Here is an 18,974-nt window from a genome sequence, read left to right on the forward strand (position 1 = left end):
CCACCCTAATGCGCGCGCCGGCGCGGTGCGGCGCTACCGTGCCTTCGACGAGCCGGGGAGGATGCCGTGGGCGCGGGGCGCGCGTTGGGGTTGTTGCTGGGCGTGGCGGCGGACGCGGTGTTCGGTGACCCGCGCCGATTTCACCCGGTAGCGGCATTCGGCAGGTCCGCCGCGGCCCTGGAGAAGCGCCTGTACGCCGATTCGCAGGCCGCCGGGGTCGCGTACACCGCCGTGCTGGTGGGCGGGACCGTGGCCGCGGGCGTTGCCGTGGAACGGCTTTCGCGCCGGCACTGGCTCGCGCAGACGCTGGCCACCGCCGTGGCGACCTGGACGGTGCTGGGCGGCAACTCGTTGGCGACCGAAGGCACGTCGATGGGCCGCGAACTGGCGGACGGCGACGTCGACGCCGCTCGCTCCCGCCTGCCTTCGCTGTGCGGCCGTGACGCGTCCCGGCTGGACACGCTCGGACTGGCGCGCGCGACCGTGGAGTCCGTGGCGGAGAACACGTCGGACGCCGTCGTGGCGCCGTTGCTCTGGGGTGCGGTCGCCGGTGTGCCGGGACTTCTCGGCTACCGCGCGGCGAACACGCTGGACGCGATGGTCGGCCACAAGTCGCCGCGCTACCTGCGGTTCGGCTGGGCCTCCGCCCGGCTGGACGACGTGCTGAACCTCGTGCCGTCACGTCTGGCGGCCCTGCTGACCATCGGCGGCGCCCCGGTCGTGGGCGGCTCGGCCTCGCAGGCGCTGGAGACGTGGCGCCGGGACGCCTCAGCGCACCCGTCGCCCAACGCGGGCCAGGTCGAGGCGGCGTTCGCCGGAGCCCTGGAGATCCGCCTGGGAGGCCGCACCGTCTACTCGCACGGCGTCGAGGAACGCCCGGTGATGGGCCACGGCCGCAACCCGGACTCAGGTCACGTGACGCGTGCCGTGGAGCTGTCCCGCGTCGTCGGCTTCGGAGCGGGCTTCGTCAGCGCCGTCGTCGCCCTCTTCCGCGAGTAGCTCGGCGATCGACTTCTTCTTGCGCTTGCTGCCCTCGTGGAGCACGCCACCCGGCCGTGCCTCGCGGATCGTGAAGTACAGCCAGCCACCGACCGCCATGACGCCGAACGCGATCCACTGCAGCGCGTAGGAGAAGAACGGCCCGGACTCGATCCGGGGCAGCGGCAGCGTGGCCAGCGCCCCCGGCTGGTCCTCGACCAGCTGGTAGTAGCCGGGCTCGATGCCCGCCCCGACCGCGTCGTTGTTGATCGAGTAGACCTGCTTGCGCCCGTCCTGCTCGAACGCGGGCGTGGCGTTGGACTCGTTCGGCCTGGCCAGCCCGATGAGCGTGACCTCCTGCGCGGGCGGCGCGGCGAAGTCCGGCGGCTTGATGCCGTTGACCGGCCGCACGTACCCGCGGTCGACGAGGACCTTGTGGCCCGTGGTGGTCTCGAACGGCGTGATGACCTCGAACGCGGCCTCGCCCTGGACGGTCCGCAGCCTGGCCAGCACCTCCAGCTCGGGCAGGTACCGGCCCTTCAGCTCGACCTTCTGCCACTCGTCGTGCCGGGCGCCGAACGGCACAGGGTCGCTCTGCAGCGACTTGGTGATGGCGGAGTTCTGCGCCTGGCGCTCGTCGTTGCGGCCGAACTGCCACGGGGACAACAGGTAGATGCAGGTACCCGCGAACACCCAGACGGCCAGGGTCAGCGCCAGCCAGCCCGGCTTGAGGAGGAACTTGAACCGCACGTCCTCACGGTAGTTGCGTGAGCTGGACCTCGTGGAACTGGGTCGCGAACCCCTCGCCGTCCGGGCTCGCGACCATGATCCCCGCCTTCACCGTCGCCTCCGGCGGGAAGTAGGCCTTGCGCAGCAGGGTGGTGGGCTCGTCACCGTCGACCCCGTACCTCACCCACACCGCGTCGCCCTGGCGGTCGGCGCTGATGGTGAAGCGGTCGAAGTCACCGGTCAGGGCGAGGTTCCAGTCCGAGAACCCGCGCGTCACGACCGTGCTGGCCTGGCGTTTCCCGTCGAACACCTCGACCCCGGCCTTGATCCAGTTCGCGCCGTCGGTGAACAGCCCGATGCCGGCCTGGTCGTACTGCGCCGAGTACTCGCCGCTGAACGTGGCGGTGAGGGTGAAGTCGCCGGTGAGGCTCACGCCGTAGAGGTGGCCGTTGTCGCGGACCAGGCCGTTGCCGGTGAGGCGCCAGAAGTCGCTGCCGGCGTCGGCGTGCACGGTCAGCGGGTCGGCCGACCACTGCCTCGGTTCGTTGAGCCACGTCCACCCGGTGAGGTCCATGACCTCATCCTCGCAGCGCCTCGCCGGCCGCGGCCAGCGCCTCGGACCGGTAACCGCCGCCGAACAGCACGGCGTGCACGAGCAGCGGGAACAGCTGGTGCAGCTTCACCCGTCGCCGCCAGCCGTCGGCGAGCGGTGCGACCTCCCGGTAGGCGCCGAGGACGTGGTCGAGGAACGGGCACCCGAAGAGCTGGAGCATCGCGAGGTCGGTCTCGCGGTGCCCGCCGTGCGCGGCCGGGTCGATCAGCCACACCTGCCCGTCCGCGCCCCACAGCACGTTGCCGCTCCACAGGTCGCCGTGCAGGCGCGCGGGTGGTTCGGGCGGGCCGGCGAGGTCGGTGATCCGGCGGCAGACCTCGTCGACGTCGATGCCCGCCTGGCGCGCGTAGGGCTGGATGCGTTGTGACGCGAACCACTCCGGCCACTCCGGCGCGGGCTCGTTGGTCATCGGGGCCGCGCCGATGGTGGCCTCGCGCGGCCCGCCGGGCGGGGGTGCGCCGAACGCGTCGGCGCCCGTGAGGTGGAGTGCGGCCAGGCGGCGTCCGAAGGTCACGGCCGCCTGAAGATCCGGAGTGCCGTGCGGGATCTCGTCGATGACCAACCGGCCGCCCTCGGCCTGGTGCACTCGGGGGATCGGCGGTCCGCCCTCGACGCTGATCCACCGCAGACCCGCCGCCTCGGCAGCGGTGGCCAGGGGTGACTGGACCTTCGTTCTCAGAGCCGCTCGCGGACCCACGAGACCAGTCCCGGCATCGCCGCCTCGATCATGGTCAGGACCTCGGTGAACCCGGCGTCGTCGCCGTAGTAGGGGTCCGGCACGTCCGTGCCGTCCGCGTCCGGGTCGAACGAGCGGAGCAGCCGGACCCGGTCCGGGTCGGCCATCCGGCGCAGCGCCCGCGCGTGACCCGAGTCGAGCGCCACCAGCAGGTCCGCCTCCAGGTGCAGGTCGGACACCTGCGCGGCCACGTGGTCGGTCGGGTAACCGTTGTCCGCCAGTGTCTTGAGCGCCCGCGGATCCGCCGGGTCGCCCACGTGCCACCCGCCGGTGCCGGCGCTGGACACCTCGACGTGGGAGGACAGTCCCTCGCGGGCCACCCACTCGCGGAAGACGAGTGCCGCCACGGGGGATCGGCAGATGTTGCCGGTGCAGACGAACGAGACGTGCATGTGGCGCAGCCTAAGCCGTCCACTCGCCGTTCCTGTCGAGACGGTCGCGGCCTGCGCCGTTCGTTCCGTGGCGGCCACCACGTACAAGTACGCTCGTGTGATCACGTTGTCCGGCAGTGGGGAACGAGGCGGCCACCGCCGCACGGTAACGCTCAACCACTGTCGCAAGATGTATGGACAAACGACATGGAGGCCGCCCATGCAGACAGGTACCGACGTGCCCCCGCAACGGGAGATCATCGGGTGCACCGACGCCCTCGGGCGCCGTCGCGCCTTCGAGGTGTACCTCAACGAGAAGGGGCGCGTCTGCTTCCGCACCCCGCCCGGTGAGTCCGCGCAGCTCGACGCGTTCCAGCTGGACGAGCTGATCAGCCACCTGACCGAGCTCCGCCGCTACATGCAGTGACGTGGTGCCCTGAGCTGGTCGCCTAGAATCCCGGGCGATGACCAGCCCAGACCTGCGCCACCACGGTGACGTCGACGCCGCACCGGGCCTTGCCGACTTCGCCGTCAACGTGCGGGTTCCGCACCCGCCCGATTGGCTGCGCGACCGGCTGGCCGCGGCGCTCGACGGGCTCGGGCGCTACCCCTCGAAGCAGGCCGAAGAGCGCGCCCGTGAGGCCGTCGCACGCCGTCACGGGCGCTCGCCCGACGAGGTCCTGCTGCTCAACGGTGCCGCCGAGGGCTTCGCGCTGCTGCCGAAGCTCTCGCCGCGCCGTGCCGCGATCGTCCACCCCGGCTTCACCGAGCCCGAGGTGGCGTTCCGCGATGCCGGGATCCCGGTCGACCACGTGCTGCTCTCGGGCGGCTTCACGCTGCCCGACGACATCGCCTCCGACGCCGACCTGACCGTCATCGGCAACCCGACGAACCCGACGTCGGTGCTGCACTCCGCCTCCCGCCTGAAGTCCCTGCCCGGCCGCGTGGTGGTCGACGAGGCCTTCATGGACGCCGTGCCGGGCGAGCCGGAGTCGCTGGCGGGCGACCCGGACGTGCTGGTGCTGCGCAGCCTCACCAAGACCTGGGGTCTCGCGGGGCTGCGGGCGGGCTACTTCCTCGGCGACCCGGAGACGTTGCGGCGGCTGGCGCACGGCCGTCCGCACTGGCCGGTCGGCAGCCTGACGCTGGAAGCGATCACCGCGTGCTGCGAGCCTTCCGCGTTGCGGGCCTCGGAGCGGTTCGCGATGGAGGCCGCCGAGCACGCCGCCTGCGCCGTGGCCGAGCTCGGAGACCTGGTCGTCGTGCCGCCGCGCGGGCCGTTCGTGCTGCTGAGAGTGCCGCGCGGCACTCGGGAGTCGTTGCGGGACAAGGGGATCGCGGTGAGGCGCTGCGACACGTTCCCCGGTCTCGACGACACGTACCTGCGCGTGGCGATCCGCCCGCCGGAGGAGTTCGCGGTGTTCACCGACGCGCTGCGGGTAGTGATGGAGGAACTGGCGTGAAGCTCGCCGACGTGATCGCGGTCCTGGAGAACGCGTACCCGCCGGAGACCGCCGAGAAGTGGGACGCGGTCGGTCTGGTGTGCGGCGACCCCGGCGAGGAGGTCACGCGCGTGCTGGTCTGCGTCGACCCGACGTCGTCCACAGTGGACGACGCGGTGGAGTCCGGCGCCCAGCTCCTGCTGGCCCACCACCCGCTGCTCCTGCGCGGCGTCAACGGCGTCCCCGCCGACGACCCCAAGGGCGCGTTGGTGCACAAGCTGATCCGCAACCGCGCCGCGTTGTACTGCGCCCACACCAACGCCGACTCGGCCCTGCCCGGCGTCTCCGACGCCCTCGCCCTCGCGCTCGGCCTCACGGTCACCGGCCCGCTCGAACCGGCGGAGCCGACGGGCGACACCGGCCTGGGCCGCATCGGCGAACTGCCCGAGGCCGAACCCCTGCGGGTCTTCGCCCAGCGCGTGGCCGACGCCCTGCCCGCCACCGTCCAGGGCGTCAGAGCCGCGGGCGACCCGGAACGCCTGGTCACACGCGTAGCGGTGTGCGGAGGAGCCGGCGACAGCCTCCTGGACGCGGTCAAGCGCGCCGGTGTGGACGCCTACGTCACAGCCGACCTCCGCCACCACCCCGCGTCCGAGCACATCGAGTCCGGCGGCCCGGCACTCGTCGACGTGGCGCACTGGGCCAGCGAGTGGCCGTGGTGCGAGCAGGCGGCGGAAATCCTGCGCGACGCCTTCGGCGGTAGGGTCGACGTACTCGTCTCCACCCGCCGGACCGACCCGTGGACCGTCGGTGCGACGAGCCCAGCAGCAGGAGGACATGCGTGAAAGCCGACCCCGCAGTGCAGCGCAGGCTGCTCGACCTGGCCGCGGTCGACGCCGAACTGGCGCGTGTCACCCATCGCCGCCGCACGCTGCCGGAGATCGCGGAGATCGCCGGCGCCGAGCAGCTGGTGCGCACCAAGCAGGACGCGCTGGTGAACGTCGAGACGACGCTCACCGACCTCGACCGCGACGTCAAGCGCCAGGAGACCGAGATCGACCAGGTCCGGGCCCGCGGCGAACGCGACCGCAAGCTGATGCAGTCCGGCTCCGTCGGATCCAAGCAGCTCACCGAGCTGGAGCACGAGCTGGCCACCATCCAGCGCCGCCAGGGCATCCTCGAGGACGACCTGCTGGAACTGATGGAACGCCGGGAGGCCGTCGAGGCCAACGCCTCCTTCGCCCGAGTGGAGCTGGACAAGGCCCGCCAGGCCCTGGAGGAGGCGACCACCCGCCGTGACGCGGCCCTCGCCGACCTCGAGACCACCGAGACCCGCCGCACGGCGGACCGCTCGGTCATGGCCAAGGGCTTCCCGGACGACCTGCTGAAGCTCTACGACCGCCAGCGCGAGCAGCGAGGCATCGGCGCCGCGGCGTTCCAGTCACGCCGCTGCGGCGCGTGCCGGATCGAGCTGGACCGCGGTGCCGTGTCGAAGCTCAAGGAGGCGGCGGCCGACGAGATCGTGCGCTGCGAGGAGTGCGGCGCGATCCTGGTCCGCATCGGCGAGCCGAAGGTCTGAGCTTCTCGAACAACCAGGGGTCTCCACAGGACCCCTGTCGCGGGCCCGGTTCCCGCCTGACGCGGACGGCGTTCCGCGGGAGCCGCCGCACCTCGTCGGCTCCCAGGACCGGTGCCTCCTTCGACCGGCTGACGAGGTGCCGTCGCGTGATCTGTACGCCAGCTCATGCGACGGCACCTCTGTGCATTCGCCATCTTCCCGGTGAACGGAAACCTCGGAAGTGCACGTCGAATGATCAGCGTCGTCGAGCCGACAGCGGCCGAAGCCGGCGGACTCGCTGGCGGATGTGACGGCGATCAAAGGAGGTGAGCCGCAGAAGCTGGTGAGGCTCTACGGAGAACTCGGGATCGAGCTGAAGTACGACAAAGCAAAAGAGGCCGTCTATGCGACGACCTCTCCGCGTGTGGTTAACGTCCGTGTCCGAGGGGGGACTTGAACCCCCACCCCCTTGCGGGGACTAGCACCTCAAGCTAGCGCGTCTGCCATTCCGCCACCCAGACCAACGAGAACAGCATACAGGCCCCCGAAAGAGGCCTGAACGCGGGGCTACGATCGGCCGGTGAAGGTCATCGTCGAGGCCGACGGCGGGTCCCGGGGCAACCCCGGACCTGCTGGATACGGCGCAGTCGTCCGGGACAAGCAGAGCGGCGAGACGCTGGCCGAGCGCAAGGGGGCCATCGGCGTCGCCACCAACAACGTCGCCGAGTACCAAGGTCTCATCGCGGGTCTCAGGGCCGCCAGGGAGCTGAAGGCCGAGACCGTCGACGTGCGGATGGACTCCAAGCTCGTCGTCGAGCAGATGAGCGGGCGGTGGAAGATCAAGCACCCGTCCATGCAGCCGCTCGCCAAGGAAGCGCAGGAGCTGGCGCGGGGCTTCGGGAAGGTCACCTACGAGTGGATCCCGCGGGAGCGCAACCGGCAGGCCGACCGGCTCGCCAACGAGGCGATGGACGGAGCCGAGAAGAAGCCCCAGGAGAAGCCCGCGGCCGAGGGGGACAAGCAGCCGCACTGGAGCGGGGCGACGGGGGAGCCGACCAGGGTCATCCTGCTCCGGCACGGGCAGACCAGGCTGTCCGTCGAGCGGCGGTACTCGGGGCGCGGGGACCACGAACTGACGGAGCTCGGCCTCCACCAGGCCGAGAAGGCCGCGGAGCGTCTCTCCAAGACGGACGTCGCGGCGATCATCTCGTCACCGTTGCAGAGGGCGACCCAGACCGCGCGGAAGCTCGCCGACAGGATCGGCCAGGAGGTCGTCACGCACCAGGGGCTCATCGAGACCGACTTCGGCGCGTGGGAAGGGCTGACGTTCGCGGAGGCCGCCGAGCGGGACCCTGAGGTCCACCGCAGGTGGCTCGGCGACACGAGTGTCCGGCCGCCGGAGGGGGAGAGCTTCGACGAGGTGCACGCCAGGGTCCGGCGGGCCAAGGCCGACATCATCACCGAGTACGGCGGCAGCACCATCGTCGTCGTGAGTCACGTCACGCCGATCAAGACGTTGCTGCGGCAGGCGTTGGACGTGGGGCCGCAGTTCCTGTTCCGGATGCACCTCGACCTCACTGGCGTGTCGATCGCCGAGTTCTACCCGGACGGGCACGCGTCGGTGAAGCTCGTCAACGACACGTCACACCTCAGCTGACCTTCCGCAGGCGCGGGGTCAGGGCGAGCATCAGGCGGTCGGCCGCGGCTTCCAGCAGAGCGGCCGACTCGGCTTTGCCCACGTTCTGGTCCAGCACGAACTCGCCTCGCACCACCTGGTCGGCGCCCTTCGCGGCCAGCAGCGGGTGCAGGGCGTAGTCCATCGCCACCAGGAAGCCCTGGCTGCCGCCCGTCGCCAACGGCAGCACGGCGCGGCCGCGCAGCGCCTTCTTCGGCAGCAGGTCCAGCAACGCCTTCACCAGGCCGCTGTAGGCCGCGCGGTAGACCGGGGAGGCGACGACGATGCCGTCGGCCGACAGGACACTGCTCACGGCGCCGGCGATCTCCGGGTCGCGGAGGTCTTCGGTCAGCAGGGACAACGTTGGCAGCGCGCGCACGTCGAGCAACGTCACGTGGTGTCCCGCGGCTTGCAGCGCGTCGAAGACGTGTGACACGACCACGCCGGTCGGTGCGGCGTGGGACGGCGCGCCGGAGATGATCAGCAGGTCGGACATGGGGCACTCCCTGAGGTCGTGGGTACGGGCGACGCACTCAGAGGAGGCAACACAGGCTTGCTGCCACGCGGCCGTAGTCCACGTGGCGACGTCGTGTCATGGCTGAAGTCAACCAACGTCCGGACCACTGGACAACCGGTTCCAGACGCTGGGATATCCTCGGGGTGCGGATGAGTCGGCAGGGCGGCCGCGGCGGGTGACCGTCGAGGAAAGTCCGGACTCCACAGGGCAGGGTGGTTGTTAACGGCAACCAGGGGCGACCTTCGGGACAGTGCCACAGAGAACAGACCGCCTCGGCGTGAGCCGGGGTAAGGGTGAAACGGTGGTGTAAGAGACCACCAGCGCCCCAGGTGACTGGGGCGGCTAGGTAAACCCCACCCGGAGCAAGGCCAAGAGGGCACCCGAGCGAAAGCGGAGGTGCCTGCGTGAGCGTTCGAGGGCTGCCCGCCCGATGCTCGCGGGTAGGCCGCTAGAGCCTGTCGGCGACGGCAGGCCCAGATGGATGGCCGCCGACTGGGACTCGTTCCCATGAACAGGATCCGGCTTACATGCCGGCTCATCCGCCTGTATGCATGGAGACATGCTCTCCCATCTGGAATGCGCCCGTTGCGGCCGCGAACACGACGCCAACGCCGTCCAGAACCTCTGCCACGAGTGCGCCTCGCCGCTCCTGGCCCGCTACGACCTCACGAAGGCCGGCAGGCCCACGGACGAGAACAGCCTGTGGCGCTACCGCGACGTCCTGCCGGTCCGCGACCCCGATCCCGCGTTCAGCCTCGGTGAGGGCATGACGCCGCTCATCCCGCTCCCGACCCTCGGCCGGGCGCTCGACGCGACCGTCCTCATGAAGGACGAGTCGCTCATCCCGACCGGCTCGTTCAAGGCCCGCGGCGCGGCGGTCGGCGTGGCCAGGGCCAGGGAGCTGGGCATCGAGGGCATCAAGATGCCGACCAACGGCAACGCGGGCGCGGCCTGGGCGCTGTACGCGGCACGGGCCGGGCTGCGCAGCGTCATCGCCATGCCCGAGGACGCCCCGCTGATCACCCGCGAGGAGGTCCTGGCGAGCGGCGCCGAGCTGCGGATCGTGCCGGGCACCATCGCCGACGCCGGCAAGGCCCTCGCGGACGTCGACCTCTTCGACGCCTCGACGCTGCGGGAGCCCTACCGCATCGAGGGCAAGAAGACGATGGGCTACGAGATCGTCGAACAGCTCGGGTGGCGCGTCCCCGACGTGATCATCTACCCGACCGGCGGCGGGGTCGGGCTGATCGGGATTCACAAGGCGCTGCACGAGATGCGCGAGCTGGGCTGGATCGGCGAGAAGATGCCGCGGCTGGTCGCAGTGCAGTCCACGGGCTGCGCGCCGATCGTCCGGGCGTTCGACGAGAAGGCGCCGGAGTCGAGGTTCTGGGACGGCGCCTACACGAGCGCGTTCGGCATCAACGTGCCGAAACCTCTGGGGGACTTCATCATCCTGCGAGCCATCGAGGAGACGAATGGCACCGCGGTGGCCGTCACGGACGAGCAGATCGCCGAAGATCGAGCGGAGTGCGCACGGCTCGAAGGCGTCTTCCTGTGCCCGGAAGGCGCCGCCACGATCAGTGCCGTCAGGAACCTCCGTGAGACCGGGTGGCTGCGAGCGGACGACGAGGTGGTCGTGCTGAACACCGGCGCGGGCATCAAGTACCCAGGTGTCCGCCTCTAGGTATCTCCGCAGCCCCAGGGCGTTACACAATTTCGGCCGTTCGAGTGGACCGCACGGCGCGACGGCCCACCCTCGGTATCACGACACCCCAGCGCCAATCCTCCTGTCAGACGGTCGGCCCCTGCAGCCGGCCGTCCCCAAGGGAGGGAAGAGACATGCAACGCAAGCTGACGGTGGTGCTGGCCCTGTCCAGTCTCGTCACCGCTGGAGTGGCCGGGGTCGCGACCGCCGACGCCACGGAGCTCCCCGTTTACGGGGTGAGGAGTTCCGGTCTCGACCAGGAACAGGCGCAGAGGCTGCAAAGAGCCTTCGGTCTCAAGGACGTCCAGAGATCGGAGGCCGGCGCCGTGTCCTTCGCGGACGAGCAGCGCTACCAGCACCTGCCGACCGTCGACAAAGGACAGGGCAGGCCGGACGAGGACGGCAACGCCACCACGCAGACCGCGCTCGACACGGAAGCCCTGAAGCGCATCAAGACCGTTCCCGCTGACGAGGCCGCCAAGCGCGCCCAGGAAGGACTCCGCGAGGCCGGCGTGCTGCCCGGCAACGCCACGCCCACCGCGCAGTACACGACGTTCGAGCTGTCCGACCCCAACGGGCGGACGGCGCTCACGGCCAACCTCGACACGAGCGTCTCGTACGCGTTCCAGCTCGGCGGAATCCCGCTGGAGGGCGAGGGCGCGAACATCCGCGTCTCGTTCGACGCTCAGGGCGTCACGGCGGTCAGCCACGCCGCGAGCACCTACGACCAGGTCGGCACGGTGGAGGTCAACGACCTCGCCTACGGCACCAAGCTGTGCCAGAAGTACCTGGGCGCCGGTGTGAAGGCCGAGGCGAGCTACGTCTACGTGGCGCCGCCGCTGGAGGACAAGGCCGACAAGGTCGAGCCGTCGTTCCGCTGCACCGGCCGCACCGACGACGGTGGCGCCCCGCAGGGCATCACCCTGCCCGCCGCGGTCGGTGCCGAGATGCCGCAGCCGGATCCCGGTGTGGAACCGCGCCCCGACGCGGCCGGCCAGTTCAAGACCCAGTCCGCCGGCACGCAGGTCGGCAGCGAGGGCACCGGCAACTGCGCCGGTCTGCCCAACACCGTCACCAACGTCAACAGCTTCAACACGGAGGCGGGCAACCACGGCATCGCGCGCCAGTTCAAGTGGCTCGACCAGAACGCGTGGGAGAGCGACTTCAAGGACCCCGCGTTCGGCGGTGACGACACCCACTGGGCCGACAACGTCGACCTCACCTACTGGCAGGGCCACGGCTCCGGCACCGGCTTCTACTTCACCGGCTGCTCCAACCACAACGACACCAAGCTCGCCAACACCGAGGCGCGCTGGGGCCAGAACGACGTCGAGTGGATGAGCCTCTTCACCTGCCTGATCCTCGAGGACGTCACCGGCGGCCAGACGTGGGCGCAGCGCTGGGGCCAGGCCTTCCGCGGCCTGCACCAGATCAACAGCTTCACCACCATCAGCTACAACTCGACCAACCACGGCAGCAAGTTCGGCCACTACATGTGGCGCTCGCCGTTCCTGTGGTGGAACAACCCGATGAAGGTCCGCGACGCGTGGGCGCAGGCCAGCATCGACACGCAGCCCCCCGCCGTCCGCTGGGCGACCGCGGGCGTCTACCTGCCGACGACCGGCCAGTACGGCAGCTACAACGACTACTTCTGGGGCAAGGGCTCGGTCAGCCCCGACTACGCCGCGACCGGCTGGCTCTGGAGGATCACCGGCCTCTCCTGACCGCACGACCGCACCACCACGACGAAGCCCGGCGACCTCGGTCGCCGGGCTTCGTCGTGGTGGCCGGGCGGCCCGACGGTGAGCTGTTAGCCGCCGGAAGTCACGACCTGCGACCTGTAACGCTGCCGGCTTCATCACCGAGTCGGCTGGCGATGATGCCGAGAAGGTTGTGAGGACAGATGGAGTCTCCTGACGGGCAAGTGGTAGAGGACGGGACCGAGGAGCTTTCGATCGCCAGTGACCCGAAGTTCGTCTCAGAGCTTGCTCTGGCGGAGTACAAGACGCTGCGAGACGAGATTCTCAAGAAGATGGATCACAGAACGTCCTTGGTGGTCTGCTCGGTGACAGTCAGTTCCGCGGTGCTGGGTTTCGGGGTCGACCGCAAGAGCGGGCCACTCCTGCTGGTCTCGCCGCTGGTCTCCCTGTTGCTGGGCATCTTCATCCTCTTCCACAACACCCAGATCGGAACTGCCTCGGAGTATCTGCGCGTCAGGTTCGACGAACCGTTGTCGAAGAGCAGCGGGGGATCTCTGGGATGGCACATCGGCATGAGTGACCCGAAGGTCCGGTTGCGTCACCGACTGCTGCCGTACCACATTCCGCTGATCTTGATCGCGATCGCGCCAGCGCTTGTCGCCTTTCCGCTGGCACTTGCCAACCTGGACTGGGTCGTCTGGCTGCTCATGGGAGTCGACGGCGGCCTGCTGGTGCTGTACGCGGCTCAGTTGACCAAGTACTGGGACCGCGTGTAGTCACCCGCCTCAGCGGTTGGCCGGACGGCCCGACGGCATCCGCAGCACGGGCCGGAACGGCTCCCCGCCGTTGTAGAGCTCCTCCAGCTCGGTCACGTAGGCCAGCACGGCCGGGTTCACGATGTCCGCGAGCGACCTCACCCCTGACTGCGGTTCGAACGACGCGAGGTAGGTGGCCGCCGCACGCGCGCGCTCGAGCACGGACCTGTCGAAGTTGATCGTCCTCTGGACCCGGCGCCGGGATTGGGGGCTCTGCCCGGTAGGCTCATCCACGCTTGGAGCACCAGAGGAGGCTGTGATTCCGTCCACACTTCCGTCCGGCACGAGGTCAGGTTCGAGCATGTGCGAATCTCCTCGGAGTCGTGGCTCCGGGCCGCACACCCGCCGGGGTCGCGAACCGGCCGATCAGCACGGTCACATGGGTGGACACGTGCGCATGTCCAGGGTGCACGCACTGTGGGTGACCAGGGCGTTCGCAGTCGGGTGAACCTGGTCGGCGACGGAGAGAATCTCGAGCCGGGTGTTCCCCACCGACGTCTCCTCAGTGATGATGTGTCGGCCAGATTAGACGTAATTCCTCCCAGGGGGAACGGCCAGATGATCTACAGCCCGCACCAACAGCCACACACGCCGTGACGAACTCGTGTTCTACTCGTAGCGCAAGCCCGAGCGCACTCTGGAGTACCTAAATGACCGCCATGGAACTGGTGACACTCGCTCAGCAGCAACCGACGGTGCCGGGCACAAGCAATGTCCGTGACTGGATCCTGGGCAACATCGTCCCGCTGCTCCTCCTGACCGTCGCGCTCCTCCTGCTGTGGCTGGGCGGGGGCAAGGGCGACAACGCGGGCGTCATGCGCCGCCTCGGTGGCGTGATCGTCGCACTGGCCATCATCGGCCTCGCCGTCACCACAGACGCGGGGGCGAACATCGGCAAGTGGCTCGCCGGCTTGTTCGTCGGAGGCTGAGCGCGTGCGGGTCCGCACCGACGACGAGGTCTACCGGGTCGACGCCGTCTGGCTCGGCCCGCCCAAAGCGACTTTCCCCTGGCGCGCGCGGTATGTCGCGTGGGGCGTGGGGATCGTCGTCTTCCTCGTCGTACTCACGATCGAACGGCAGATGGGCATCGGGTTCGGGTTCTTCTCGACCGCGTGGGCCCTCGTCGCGACGATCATCCTCACTCGCTTCATCACCCAGCGGATCAGCCACGAAAGGCCGCTCACGGCGGTCATGTCGATGTGGGTCCACGAGCTCAACGCACCTCGAGAGCGCACGGCCAGCACCGGTGGAGCGGCCAGCGCCGCCCGGATCCGGGTCAGTCCGCAGCGGCCTCGTCCCAAGCCGAGCAGGAAACAACGGGCGAGACAGCAGGCGCAGCCCCACCGGACGTCAGCCAGCCGTAAGAAGGAGGTTCGCGGTGTTCGGACGCCGGCGAGACCGTGATCGTCGCTCCGCTCAGCACATCGCCCAGCACGCCGCCGCGGACCCGCGCGAGCGCGAGCGGGCGGCGTACTCGAAGCGCGGCCGCCGCCTGCCCGGCGAGCAGGCCGTGCCGAGCTACACGCCGTCGATCGCGGCCCGCAGCATCGACGGCCACCTGCTGCGCACCGGTCAGGAGGTCTACGCCTGGTACCGGCTCGCGCCGCAGCGCTGGTCGTTCCGCAGCGACTCGCAGCGCCAGGACCTGATCGCCGCGATCGCCGGCCAGTACGCCGAGCTGCAGGGCCGCTGGATGCACCTGCGGGTCACCACGCGGCCGTACCCGATCCGCATGTGGGCCGAGGCGCACGTGCACAACGCCGTCAAGCGCCTGCCGGACACCCCGGGCACGCTGTCGTTCGACGACTACATGGTCGGCGAGCAGCAGCAGCTCATGGGCCGCTCGATGGCGGAGAAAGAGGTCTACCTGGGCGTCCAGGTGCAGACCCGCAACATGATGGACCGCGCCGTCGAACGCGCGGCGCCCGTGCTGCGCAAGGTCTTCCCGGACGCCGTCGACGCCGAGCTGGTGGCGCTGGACTCCGAGGTCGAGCACCTCGACCAGGTCATCGGGTCCGCGGGTCTCGAAGGCCGTCCCGCGACGGCCGAGGAGATGTCCTGGCTGATGCACCGGTCGTGCTCGCTGGGCCTGCCCGCGCCGCGCAACATGCCCGCCGTGCCCGGTGCCGCGTGGGAACCGGAGGACCTCGCGAGCTTCACCGACGCGGCGGACTTCCACCAGGAGCCCTACTCGCCGACGGTGACCGTGCGCGGCCGTACCGGCTCCAACGCGGGCATCAAGCGCCACGTCGCGGTGCTGACGGTCGGGCTGATGCACGGCCTGCAGATCCCCGAGGTCGACGACCCGTGGGTGCAGCGCGCGGACAGGCTCCCGGCGTCCGTCGAGTGGTCGGCCCGCATCTACGTGCGCAAGCCGGAAGAGGTGTCGGGCGAGCTGTCGCGCCAGATGAGCAAGGTGCGCTCGCAGGTCCGCCACTACACCGACGAGCACGAGCTGGAGCCCCCGCAGTCGCTGGCCCGCCAGGCCGGTCGCGTGCTGGAGATCGACGACGAGATGACGTCGGGCTTCACCGCGCTCGGCACCCGGGTGCGCTCGTGGTGGCGGCTCGCCGTCAGCGGCCCGACCGAGCGCGAGGCGTTGCGCCTGGCCCAGTCGCTGCTGGAGCTGTACAAGCCGAAGGTCGCGATCGAGCACCCCGAGGCCCAGTACGCGATCGCCCGCGAGTTCATCCCCGGCGAACCGCTGTCGAGCGGCGCGTACCTGCGCCGCGGCAGCGTGCTGTGGGCGGCCAGCGCCGTCCCGACGGCGACGGCCGAGGTCGGTGACCGCCGCGGCATCCTGCTGGGCGAGACCGTCACGGCCACCCGCCGCCCGGTCGCGTGGGACCCGTGGATGGCGCAGGAGCTCCGCGACTCCTCCGGTCTGACCGCCATGGTCGCGGGCCTCGGCGCCGGCAAGTCGTTCCTCGGCGGCGGCATGGTCTACAAGACGCTGCGGGCCGGCGCGCATTGGACGCTGCTCGACCCGTCCGGTCCGCTGTCCGCGCTGTGCGAGCTGCCGGAACTGCGGCCGTACGCGCGTCCGATCAACCTGCTCAACGCCCAGCCCGGCATCCTCAACCCGTACCGGGTGGTCGCCGAGCCGATGATCGAGCACTTCCTCGACGAGGACGACCCGGAACGGGCCTGGCGCCGGGAGAAGGCCCTCGCGGCCGCCACCCGCCGCCGCCTCGTGCTGGACGTGCTCTCCGGCCTGCTGCCGTTCGAGGTCGCGCGGCTGCCGCAGACGCGCATCGTGCTGCTGCGCGCGGTCCGCACGGTCGGTGGCCGCTTCGACGCCCACCCCGGTCTCGTCTTCGAGGCGCTGCGCCGGGACGCGTCCGAGCACCACGAGCACGCCGTCGTCGTCGCGGACTTCCTCGACGAGATGCGCGAGCGCATGTCGTTGCTGATCCCCGAGGAGAATCTCGACCCGTACAACGAGGTGCGCGACGACCGCCTCACCGTCCTGACGATGGCGGGTCTCAACCTGCCCAAGGACGGCGTCGGCCGCGAGCACTGGACGGACGCGGAGTCGCTCGGCGTCGAGATGCTGAACCTCGCCGCCTGGCTCACCCAGCGCTCCATCTACGAGAAGCCGAAGGACCAGCGCAAGGGCGTCTGGATCGACGAGGCGTTCTTCCTCTCCGAGGTCCCGACCGGTCGCGTGCTGATGAACCGCTTCGCGCGCGACTCGCGCAAGTGGAACGTCCGCGTGCTGCTGTCGAGCCAGATCCCCGCCGACTTCCTGAGGATCCAGGGGTTCGTCGCGCTGCTCGACTCGGTCTTCGTCGGCAGGCTCGACGACGACCAGGCGCAGGCGGACGCGCTGCGGCTGCTCAAGGTGCCGATCGGCGCCGGGTACGAGCAGGTCGTCGCCTCGCTCGGCCGCCGCCCCGGTGGCGACCGCAACGCGACCGAACGCGACCGCGCGCCGCGGCAGTTCATCTTCGGCGACGGTGCCGGTGGCGTGGAGCGGATCCGCATCGACTTCAGCGGCCCGCACCTGGAACACCTGCGCAACGCCCTCGACACGACCCCCGATGCCAAGCGCGACAACGGCAAGGGCGAGCTCGTGCCGGCGGACGACGACGCGGCGCCCCAGCCGCCCGCCTACGTGCCCGACGAGATCGACGACGAACTGGCGGCGGACATGGAGCTCGGACTGACGGAGGAAGAGGCCCAGCTCGTGGGCCACGGTGACGGCTCCAACCGCCACCGGGACGGCGGCGCATGACGGCGCTGACGGTCGTGCTCGCGATCGCCGCCTTGCTCTGGGCAAGGCGGCGGTTCGCGCTGCGCGTGTCAGTGCGCACCAAACGGGTCGGCATCGTGGCCGCCCTCCTGGCGCTGCAGGTGGTCATGGGCGCCCCGATGGCGAACGCCCAGTCCTGTGGCGAGGCGCCGAACCCGGAACGGCCGGGCGCCGGCATGGTCGGCGCGCTCGACCCGCCCGTCGGCAACGGCCTGCCCGGCTCGCCGTACCTCGAGTACGGCTACGCGGGCATGGTCTGGCACAACTACCAGCCCAAGTGCGGTGTCCTGCCGGACGCCAACGCCACGCTCGACACGTGGGCGGGCAACGAGCTCTTCAGCATCGGCAAGAACATCGTCGGCGCCACGAACGCCCTGCACTACACCGTGATGGGCCGCGGTCTGCTGGTCCCGCTGGACGACGCCGTGAAGAACGGCGTGCAGAAGGTCTACGACAACGTCTACCTGCGCTGGTTCGGCCTGGTGGCGTTGCTGCTGGCGATCCTGATGTTCCGGCAGATCTGGACCGGCGACTTCGCGTCGATCTCCAAACGCGGGCTCTGGGCGCTGGCGGCCATGTGGCTGGCGACGTCGACGCTGGCCCTGCCGCAGTTCTACAACCTCCTCGACAACACGCTGGTCTCCAAAACCTCGGAGATCCAGGCGGGCTTCATCGAGGCGCCAGAGGAACAAGGCACGCTCCACGTGCTGCCGACGAAGCTGCACGACGCCGTCGTCTACCAGAGCTGGCTGCGCGGCGCGTTCGGCACGCCGGACGCACCGCAGGCCGCCGAGTACGGCCCGCGCATCCTCAAGACCCAGGCGTGGACGACGACGGAGATCGCCGAGCACAAGGACGCCGACCAGGCGGCCCTGGAGGCCAAGAAGGCCGAGTGGAAGGCCCTCGAAGCCCAGCTCGGCACCGCCAAGGGCTACTTCGACGGCGCCGACGGCAGCCGCACCGGCGCCGGGTTCCTGGCTCTGCTGCAGTCCATCGCGTTCTCGCTGTTCCAGCTGTTCGCGAAGGCCGCGGTGCTGCTGGCCCAGCTGCTGCTGCGCATCCTCACGCTCGCAGGGCCGCTCATCGGTCTCGTCGCGCTGATCCACCACGACCTGCTGCGCAAGGTCGCCCGCGCGGCCGCCGTGACGGTGTTCAACGTGCTGGTGCTCGCGGTACTCGCGGGTGTCCACGCGTTGCTGCTGCAGGCGATCTTCAACGCGAGCGGGCTGTCGCTGCTGACGCGGACGTTGCTCGGCCTGATGCTGACACTCGTGTGCTTCGTGATCGGCAAACCGCTGCGCCGCATGTGGCAGATGGTCGAGATGTCGGTCGGCTCGGCGAGCAACGTCCTGCCGATGAGCGGCGGCGTCTGGTCGAAGATGCTGGGCAGGAAGAAGCAGGCGGGTCCGACGCCGCAGGACGAGTTCTGGGACTCGGTGCGCGAGAACGAGGCCGACGGCGACCAGGTGCCGCAGCGCGGTCGCGGCCGGGTGCGCCCGGAGGCGTCCAGCCCGGTCATGGCGACGGCGCAGCGGCTCGACCGCGACTCCCAGACCAGCCAGATCTCCAGCGGGAGCGACTCCTCCGCAGTCCGGTCGGGTGCGCTGCCCGCGCGATCGGGCCCGGCGGCGTTGCCCTCCGCGCGGTCGCGCGTCGTGGACGCCCCGCCGGTCACCGACCGGCAGTGGGACCGGGTCGACGACGCGGTTCTCGTGCCGTCGCGGTCCAGCGGCGCCGTCGGCTACACCGCGCCGGTGCAGGAGCCCCGCAGGGCCGAGACGGAAGTCGTGGCGGGACGTCCGGTGCACGTGATCTACCGGCCGTCGCGCGGCTTCGAGGTCAGGGACAACAGCTGACCGTGCACACCGACGAGAGGGGAG

Annotated in this window: 19 protein-coding genes, 1 tRNA gene and 1 other RNA gene; 14 read left to right on the top strand and 7 right to left on the bottom strand. The window is 70.3% G+C overall.

What is annotated here, in order from left to right:
* Positions 1-66 precede the first annotated feature (66 nt).
* Entirely contained in the window at positions 67-999 is a 933-nt protein-coding gene (locus tag VM306_RS12880; protein ID WP_325514552.1) for a cobalamin biosynthesis protein, read from the top strand.
* Here VM306_RS12880 and VM306_RS12885 read toward each other — a convergent pair.
* The 4 genes from VM306_RS12885 to VM306_RS12900 are packed head-to-tail and all read right to left on the bottom strand — an operon-like array spanning position 907 to position 3,448.
* Positions 907-1,728, bottom strand: coding sequence for an SURF1 family protein (locus VM306_RS12885; protein WP_325514554.1), 822 nt, complete (start codon positions 1,726-1,728; stop codon positions 907-909). The two genes, VM306_RS12880 and VM306_RS12885, sit on opposite strands and share 93 nt — an antisense overlap.
* A 4-nt stretch (positions 1,729-1,732) precedes the next feature.
* Positions 1,733-2,281 (bottom strand): DUF1349 domain-containing protein, encoded by a 549-nt coding sequence (locus VM306_RS12890; protein WP_325514556.1) that lies wholly within the window; start codon positions 2,279-2,281, stop codon positions 1,733-1,735.
* 4 nt (positions 2,282-2,285) lie between these two features.
* Positions 2,286-3,017 (bottom strand): fructosamine kinase family protein, encoded by a 732-nt coding sequence (locus tag VM306_RS12895; protein ID WP_325514558.1) that lies wholly within the window; start codon positions 3,015-3,017, stop codon positions 2,286-2,288.
* Entirely contained in the window at positions 2,996-3,448 is a 453-nt protein-coding gene (locus VM306_RS12900) for a low molecular weight protein-tyrosine-phosphatase (RefSeq protein WP_325514560.1), read from the bottom strand. Before VM306_RS12900 ends, VM306_RS12895 begins: the two co-directional genes overlap by 22 nt.
* Positions 3,449-3,647: 199 nt before the next feature.
* Between VM306_RS12900 and VM306_RS12905 the strand changes: the two genes are divergently transcribed.
* Genes VM306_RS12905 through VM306_RS12920 form a run of 4 tightly spaced genes read left to right on the top strand, consistent with a single transcriptional unit; the run spans position 3,648 to position 6,448 of the window.
* Positions 3,648-3,854: a hypothetical protein gene (locus VM306_RS12905; protein ID WP_030472678.1), complete on the top strand. Its 207-nt coding sequence runs from the start codon at positions 3,648-3,650 to the stop codon at positions 3,852-3,854.
* Between the two features lie 37 nt (positions 3,855-3,891).
* The gene (gene cobC / locus VM306_RS12910; protein WP_325514562.1) at positions 3,892-4,890 is read left to right on the top strand and encodes an Rv2231c family pyridoxal phosphate-dependent protein CobC; all 999 of its coding nucleotides are present in this window, start codon (positions 3,892-3,894) and stop codon (positions 4,888-4,890) included.
* Complete coding sequence (locus VM306_RS12915; RefSeq protein ID WP_325514564.1) at positions 4,887-5,714, top strand: Nif3-like dinuclear metal center hexameric protein; 828 nt, start codon at positions 4,887-4,889, stop codon at positions 5,712-5,714. The genes cobC and VM306_RS12915 overlap by 4 nt, the downstream gene beginning before the upstream one ends.
* A complete protein-coding gene (locus VM306_RS12920; protein ID WP_325514566.1) occupies positions 5,711-6,448 on the top strand; it encodes a zinc ribbon domain-containing protein in 738 nt (245 codons plus the stop codon). Before VM306_RS12915 ends, VM306_RS12920 begins: the two co-directional genes overlap by 4 nt.
* Positions 6,449-6,865: 417 nt before the next feature.
* Here VM306_RS12920 and VM306_RS12925 read toward each other — a convergent pair.
* Positions 6,866-6,948 (bottom strand) — tRNA-Leu (locus VM306_RS12925).
* 59 nt (positions 6,949-7,007) lie between these two features.
* Here VM306_RS12925 and VM306_RS12930 point away from each other — a divergent pair.
* Entirely contained in the window at positions 7,008-8,084 is a 1,077-nt protein-coding gene (locus tag VM306_RS12930; protein ID WP_325514568.1) for a bifunctional RNase H/acid phosphatase, read from the top strand.
* Here the strand turns inward: VM306_RS12930 and VM306_RS12935 are convergent.
* Positions 8,077-8,598, bottom strand: coding sequence for an NAD(P)H-dependent oxidoreductase (locus VM306_RS12935; RefSeq protein ID WP_325514570.1), 522 nt, complete (start codon positions 8,596-8,598; stop codon positions 8,077-8,079). The genes VM306_RS12930 and VM306_RS12935 overlap by 8 nt on opposite strands.
* Before the next feature lie 171 nt (positions 8,599-8,769).
* Here VM306_RS12935 and rnpB point away from each other — a divergent pair.
* The 4 genes from rnpB (at position 8,770) to VM306_RS12955 (ending at position 12,800) form a co-directional block, all read left to right on the top strand.
* An RNA gene (gene rnpB, locus VM306_RS12940) (RNase P RNA component class A) lies at positions 8,770-9,161 on the top strand.
* Between the two features lie 17 nt (positions 9,162-9,178).
* Complete coding sequence (locus VM306_RS12945; RefSeq protein ID WP_325514573.1) at positions 9,179-10,303, top strand: threonine synthase; 1,125 nt, start codon at positions 9,179-9,181, stop codon at positions 10,301-10,303.
* A 155-nt stretch (positions 10,304-10,458) separates the two neighbouring features.
* Positions 10,459-12,048: a DUF6345 domain-containing protein gene (locus tag VM306_RS12950; RefSeq protein ID WP_325514575.1), complete on the top strand. Its 1,590-nt coding sequence runs from the start codon at positions 10,459-10,461 to the stop codon at positions 12,046-12,048.
* Positions 12,049-12,227: 179 nt separating this feature from the next.
* The gene (locus VM306_RS12955) at positions 12,228-12,800 is read left to right on the top strand and encodes a hypothetical protein (RefSeq protein ID WP_325514577.1); all 573 of its coding nucleotides are present in this window, start codon (positions 12,228-12,230) and stop codon (positions 12,798-12,800) included.
* Between the two features lie 9 nt (positions 12,801-12,809).
* Here VM306_RS12955 and VM306_RS12960 read toward each other — a convergent pair whose 3' ends face one another.
* Entirely contained in the window at positions 12,810-13,073 is a 264-nt protein-coding gene (locus VM306_RS12960; protein ID WP_325514579.1) for a hypothetical protein, read from the bottom strand.
* 416 nt (positions 13,074-13,489) lie between these two features.
* Here VM306_RS12960 and VM306_RS12965 point away from each other — a divergent pair, with 416 nt between their 5' ends.
* Genes VM306_RS12965 through VM306_RS12980 form a run of 4 tightly spaced genes read left to right on the top strand, consistent with a single transcriptional unit; the run spans position 13,490 to position 18,950 of the window.
* Entirely contained in the window at positions 13,490-13,768 is a 279-nt protein-coding gene (locus VM306_RS12965) for a hypothetical protein (protein WP_325514583.1), read from the top strand.
* A gap of 4 nt (positions 13,769-13,772) precedes the next feature.
* The gene (locus tag VM306_RS12970; RefSeq protein WP_325514588.1) at positions 13,773-14,243 is read left to right on the top strand and encodes a hypothetical protein; all 471 of its coding nucleotides are present in this window, start codon (positions 13,773-13,775) and stop codon (positions 14,241-14,243) included.
* Positions 14,218-17,076: an ATP-binding protein gene (locus VM306_RS12975; protein WP_414672367.1), complete on the top strand. Its 2,859-nt coding sequence runs from the start codon at positions 14,218-14,220 to the stop codon at positions 17,074-17,076. Before VM306_RS12970 ends, VM306_RS12975 begins: the two co-directional genes overlap by 26 nt.
* On the top strand, positions 17,073-18,950 hold the full coding sequence (locus tag VM306_RS12980) for a hypothetical protein (protein WP_325514590.1): 1,878 nt from the start codon (positions 17,073-17,075) through the stop codon (positions 18,948-18,950). Before VM306_RS12975 ends, VM306_RS12980 begins: the two co-directional genes overlap by 4 nt.
* Positions 18,951-18,974 lie beyond the last annotated feature (24 nt).

The organism is Lentzea sp. (genome assembly GCF_035525475.1).
In the GTDB taxonomy this organism is placed as follows: domain Bacteria; phylum Actinomycetota; class Actinomycetes; order Mycobacteriales; family Pseudonocardiaceae; genus Lentzea.